The organism is Carnobacterium sp., from assembly GCF_032094055.1.
Lineage (GTDB): Bacteria > Bacillota > Bacilli > Lactobacillales > Carnobacteriaceae > Carnobacterium_A.
In genome coordinates this window covers 44,131-48,657 of sequence record NZ_DAMDAK010000006.1, presented here as the reverse complement: position 1 = coordinate 48,657, position 4,527 = coordinate 44,131, and the positions used below count along the sequence as shown (strand labels likewise).

Sequence of the window (4,527 nt, the reverse complement as noted above, 5' to 3'; positions counted from 1 at the left end):
GCTTAGACGTTATTTACGGCGATCGAAGATAAAAATGAATGAAATAAGGGTGATTTCGGTTGACTATATCGGAGTCATCTTTTTCGGTTTGTTTATTTTTGTAATGAGATTAGGTCCTTTTTTCTTGACAACAGTCAGACTTCGTCGCATATTAGAGAAGCTGCTGATATCTATCTGTTTTTCAGCTTTCAAACGTATTCAAAAAAAAGAGTTAGAGGAAGGGTTATATGAACTTTAAGGCAATTATTAAACTAGCCCAATTGTATTCCACTACTGCCAGTATATTTCCGGTGTTGGTTGGGCTTTTATACAGTTGGTACCATTATCAAGAACTGAATGTAGTGAATTCACTTGTTTTGTTTGTCGCTGTTGTGTTATTTCATGCGGCAGTTAATACACGAGACGAGTATTTAGACTATGAGACAGCTAGCAATAAAAAGGATCCAAGCGCACAAGAAATGACGATCGGTAAGGAAAAACTTTCTATGCCGGCAGTCAAAAAAGTTTACTCGATTACAGGAATCATTTCAGCTTTATTAGGAATCTACTTAGTGGCTCAAACCAGTATGGCGTTGCTTTATATGGGACTTATTTGCTTTTTGATTGGAATTTTATATACTGCGGGTCCACTGCCGATTTCAAGTACGCCATTCGGCGAAGCTTTTTCAGGTATTGCGATGGGCTTTGGAATCTATTTTATTACGGTTTACGTCAATGCATTCAATGTTATGACACTTGATGGTCCAACATTTGGAAAAATTTTCTTAGCGGCCTTGCCGACGGTTATTGTTGTTACAAATATTATGTTGGCGAATAACATTTGCGACTTGGAAGAAGATATTGAAGATAAGCGGTTTACGTTGCCTTATTATATTGGAAAACCAAAATCGCTTGTTTTGTTCAAATGGCTTTACATTTTAGCCTATGTTTCATTGATTGTTTCAGTTTTTATCGGTGTTTATCCAAAAATGGTTCTGCTAGCTTTACTCTCTATTCCATTGGAGAAAAAGAATACAGATAAATTTTTGGCTGTTCAAGTAAAATCTCAAACCTTTATGTACGCTGTTCAGAATTCTGCTATTATTCCGGTTTTTCTGATCGTTGCCTTCGCATTGGGGATTTTATTGCATTTTTAAAACATGAAAATAATGAGATTTGTTAAAATGAATAAATTGGAATAGATAGGTTTAACAAGAGAGCGAAGTTTATTCGCTCTTTTTTGTGTAATATGGTTTTTCCTTAAGAGTATATTATTAGAATTTCACATCGTTGAGTGGTATATTGGATTTAGAACGATACTGCAAAAAAACAAAGGTGGGATTTAAAGTGCATAAACTAAACAAAATGTCTAACGTTGAATTAGAAGAATTTTTAACGCGACAAAAAGAGACAACTAGTTTTACATTCACGATGACCAAAGCAGACGAAACAGAAGAGGAAATCGTATTAAAAAACGAACCTAAAGCGTTTGAATTCCTTAAGGCGCATAAAGATGAAACGTTTGAATTAAAAGAAGCCAGTGAATTAATTTAAGCGGTTACTGAATAAAGCGCACAAATAACTACGGGTAGGCAGATAAAAAAAGGTGAAAAGATGTTTTTGTCTTTTTACCTTTTTTTAGAGCTGCTTTATAAGCAGAAGAAAAGGAGGCAGGGCAAACATGAAAGCAGTCAGTATCAAACAGCCGGGTGGAGTCGAACAAATGGAGATCCAAGAACGCGATAAGCCGATTCCAAAAGTAGGCGAGTTATTAGTAGAGGTACATGCAGCAGCGTTGAACCGAACGGATATAGTAACACGTTCGAATCCGAATCTAGCTGAGCCGTATCCCATTCTAGGTGTGGAGATTGCCGGTGTGGTCGTCGAAAATCGTGGAAATGGTGAAAAGTATAAGACTGGAACCAGAGTAGCCGGTCTAGTGAACCACGGCGGCTATGCAGAATATGCCGTTTTGCCAGCAGATCGTGCGATTCTTTTACCAGAAAATATGAGTTTTGAACAAGGAGCCGCTATTCCAGAAGTCTTCTTAACGGCGTACCAAACCTTGTATTGGTTAGGAGAGCTGAAAACAGCTGAGACCGTTTTGATCCATGCAGGTGCCAGCGGTGTAGGAACAGCTGCTATTCAAATGGCAAAACACCTAACCCAAGCCCGGGTTATTGCAACTGCCGGTTCAGCCGAAAAATTAGCCGTTTGCCAAACGTTAGGAGCAGATAAAACCATCAATTACAAAGAAGAAAACTTTGCTGAAGAAGTGCTTGATTATACCGATCAAGCCGGTGTGGATGTCATTCTTGATTTTATTGGAGCTTCTTATTGGGAGAATAATCTGAAAAGCATCAAAACAGATGGCCGCTGGGTATTGATAGGAACACTAGGTGGGGCAACTGTCAAAGAAGTAGATTTATCAGCGTTGCTAGCAAAACGGATTACCTTAAAAGCTACCTTATTAACACCGCGCAGCGATGAATATAAAGCAGAACTAACGCAAGAGTTTCTCAAAATTGCCTTGCCATATTTTAAACATGACACCATTCGTCCGATTGTTGACACTACTTTTCAATTAGAAGAGGTCGTCCAAGCTCACCAGTACATGGAAGCTAATAAAAACATCGGAAAAATCATTATGAAGGTTCGGTCTTAACTGTAAGGCTAAGTGAATATGAAGACAATAGGAGATCAAGAGCACTGCTTTTGGTCTTTTTTTTATGCTATAATGGGGAGCGAATTACACATTGAAGGAAGTGTCAGAAGTGGACCAATGGTTACAAGAAGACGAACGTATTGATTATTTATTAAGCCACCAATTAAAAATTATCCAGAGCCCGACCGTCTTTTCTTTTTCATTGGACGCAGTATTGCTAGGAGATTTTGCACAAGTGCCGCGGCATGATCGGGCGACCATCGTAGATTTATGTGCAGGAAATGGTGTGGTGGGACTGCTATTGAGCCAGAAAACGAAAAGTCCCATCATCGGTATTGAATTACAAAAACGGCTGGCAGGAATGGCCGAGCGCAGCATCCAGTTAAATGGTTTAGAAAACCAGTTAACCATGATTCACAGCAATTTAAACCAAGCGACCAATTGGATCAAAAAAGATTCCGTTGATGTGGTGACGTGTAACCCACCTTACTTCATCAACAAAGGGACCAGTGTTAAAAACCCAAATTCTCATTTAGCGATTGCTCGCCATGAATTGCACACAAATTTGGATGAAGTAATGAAAGAAACTAGTGGACTGTTGAAAATGAACGGCAAAGCATATTTTGTCCACCGTCCGGATCGGCTGATCGAAATTTTGGCCACGATGAAGAAACACCGCTTGGCTCCTAAAAAAATGCGCTTGGTTTATCCTAAAGTCGGCAAAGAAGCGAACACATTATTGATCGAAGGCATTAAAGATGGCAAAGATACCGGTTTTCGTGTTTTACCGCCGCTTTTTGTCTATGGCGAGGACAATCGGTATTTGCCTGAAGTGAGTGAGATGCTCTATGGCAAAAACAATTAGTTATTTTTACGTGCTGTATTGCGGTGATGGCAGTTTTTATGGGGGGTATACAACCGATTTGACTCGCCGGGAGCAGGAACACAACGAAGGCATTGGCGCAAAATATACTAGACCAGCTGGTCGTCGCCCGGTCAAGTTGATTTATGCAGAAGCCTTTAAAACACGCAGCGAGGCAACTAAAGCAGAGTATGCCTTTAAAAAGCAAACGCGTAGGAAGAAAGAACAGTTTTTAAAAGCACAAGGTGTTCACTTGCCAATGGATTCAACTCAATCATGTATTGTGAACACTGAACAGTTAACAGCAGAGGAGGAGAAAGAAAATGCAGAGTCAAAAGAGTTTTGAAAAAGAAAGCAGAGGCATGTTGTATTTGGTACCCACGCCTATTGGAAACTTGGAAGATATGACGATTCGTGGCATTCGGATATTAAAAGAGGTTGATCTTATTGCTTCTGAAGACACACGCAATACCCAGAAGCTGTTGAATCATTTTGAAATCAAAACGCCGCAGATCAGTTTTCATGAACACAATACCCAAGAACGCATTGTGCAACTCCTCGAAAAAATACACGAAGGAGTGACAATTGCACAAGTTAGCGATGCAGGGATGCCTTCCATCAGTGATCCAGGGCATGAATTAGTGGTGGCTTGTATTGAAGCCGGGATACCCGTTGTTCCATTACCTGGAGCAAATGCCGGATTGACCGCTTTGATCGCTTCAGGCATTGCTCCGCAGCCCTTTTATTTTTATGGATTTTTACCACGCAAGAAAAAAGAACAGCTCCAAGAATTGAAAGAATTAAATCAGCGGCCAGAGACCTTGATTTTATATGAATCGCCTCATCGTTTAAAAGAAGTTTTAAAAAATATGGTGACGGTCTTTGGAGCAGAACGAAGAATCGTTTGCTGTCGTGAATTAACTAAACGGTATGAAGAATTCATCCGTGGTACGGTAGCGGAAACATTAGAATGGGCAGCGACATCAGAAGTACGCGGCGAATTTTGTTTGATCATTGAAGG

At 39.9% G+C, this 4,527-nt stretch carries 7 protein-coding genes; all 7 read left to right on the top strand.

Annotated elements, in window-relative coordinates; genetic code table 11:
• Nucleotides 1-238: hypothetical protein (locus RT405_RS01960; protein ID WP_313467114.1), on the top strand; the 238-nt coding region annotated here is incomplete at its 5' end.
• On the top strand, nucleotides 228-1,136 hold the full coding sequence (locus tag RT405_RS01955) for a 1,4-dihydroxy-2-naphthoate polyprenyltransferase (RefSeq protein WP_313467112.1): 909 nt from the start codon (nucleotides 228-230) through the stop codon (nucleotides 1,134-1,136). The genes RT405_RS01960 and RT405_RS01955, both read left to right, overlap by 11 nt.
• Before the next feature lie 190 nt (nucleotides 1,137-1,326).
• Complete coding sequence (locus RT405_RS01950; protein ID WP_313467110.1) at nucleotides 1,327-1,533, top strand: hypothetical protein; 207 nt, start codon at nucleotides 1,327-1,329, stop codon at nucleotides 1,531-1,533.
• A gap of 127 nt (nucleotides 1,534-1,660) precedes the next feature.
• Nucleotides 1,661-2,644, top strand: a complete 984-nt coding sequence (locus tag RT405_RS01945) for an NAD(P)H-quinone oxidoreductase (RefSeq protein WP_313467109.1) — start codon at nucleotides 1,661-1,663, stop codon at nucleotides 2,642-2,644.
• Between the two features lie 109 nt (nucleotides 2,645-2,753).
• Nucleotides 2,754-3,509 carry a tRNA1(Val) (adenine(37)-N6)-methyltransferase gene (locus RT405_RS01940; protein ID WP_313467119.1) on the top strand — a complete coding sequence of 252 codons (756 nt, stop codon included), beginning with the start codon at nucleotides 2,754-2,756 and terminating at the stop codon, nucleotides 3,507-3,509.
• Complete coding sequence (locus RT405_RS01935) at nucleotides 3,493-3,852, top strand: GIY-YIG nuclease family protein (protein ID WP_313467107.1); 360 nt, start codon at nucleotides 3,493-3,495, stop codon at nucleotides 3,850-3,852. Before RT405_RS01940 ends, RT405_RS01935 begins: the two co-directional genes overlap by 17 nt.
• On the top strand, nucleotides 3,830-4,527 hold a 698-nt coding region (rsmI, locus tag RT405_RS01930; RefSeq protein ID WP_313467105.1), incomplete at its 3' end, for a 16S rRNA (cytidine(1402)-2'-O)-methyltransferase. The genes RT405_RS01935 and rsmI, both read left to right, overlap by 23 nt.

Bases quoted from the DNA above. Each gene is read 5' to 3' on its own strand.
- RT405_RS01955 (WP_313467112.1), top strand. From the start codon at position 228: ATGAACTTTAAGGCAATTATTAAACTAGCCCAATTGTATTCCACTACT.
- RT405_RS01945 (WP_313467109.1), top strand. From the start codon at position 1,661: ATGAAAGCAGTCAGTATCAAACAGCCGGGTGGAGTCGAACAAATGGAG.
- RT405_RS01935 (WP_313467107.1), top strand. From the start codon at position 3,493: ATGGCAAAAACAATTAGTTATTTTTACGTGCTGTATTGCGGTGATGGC.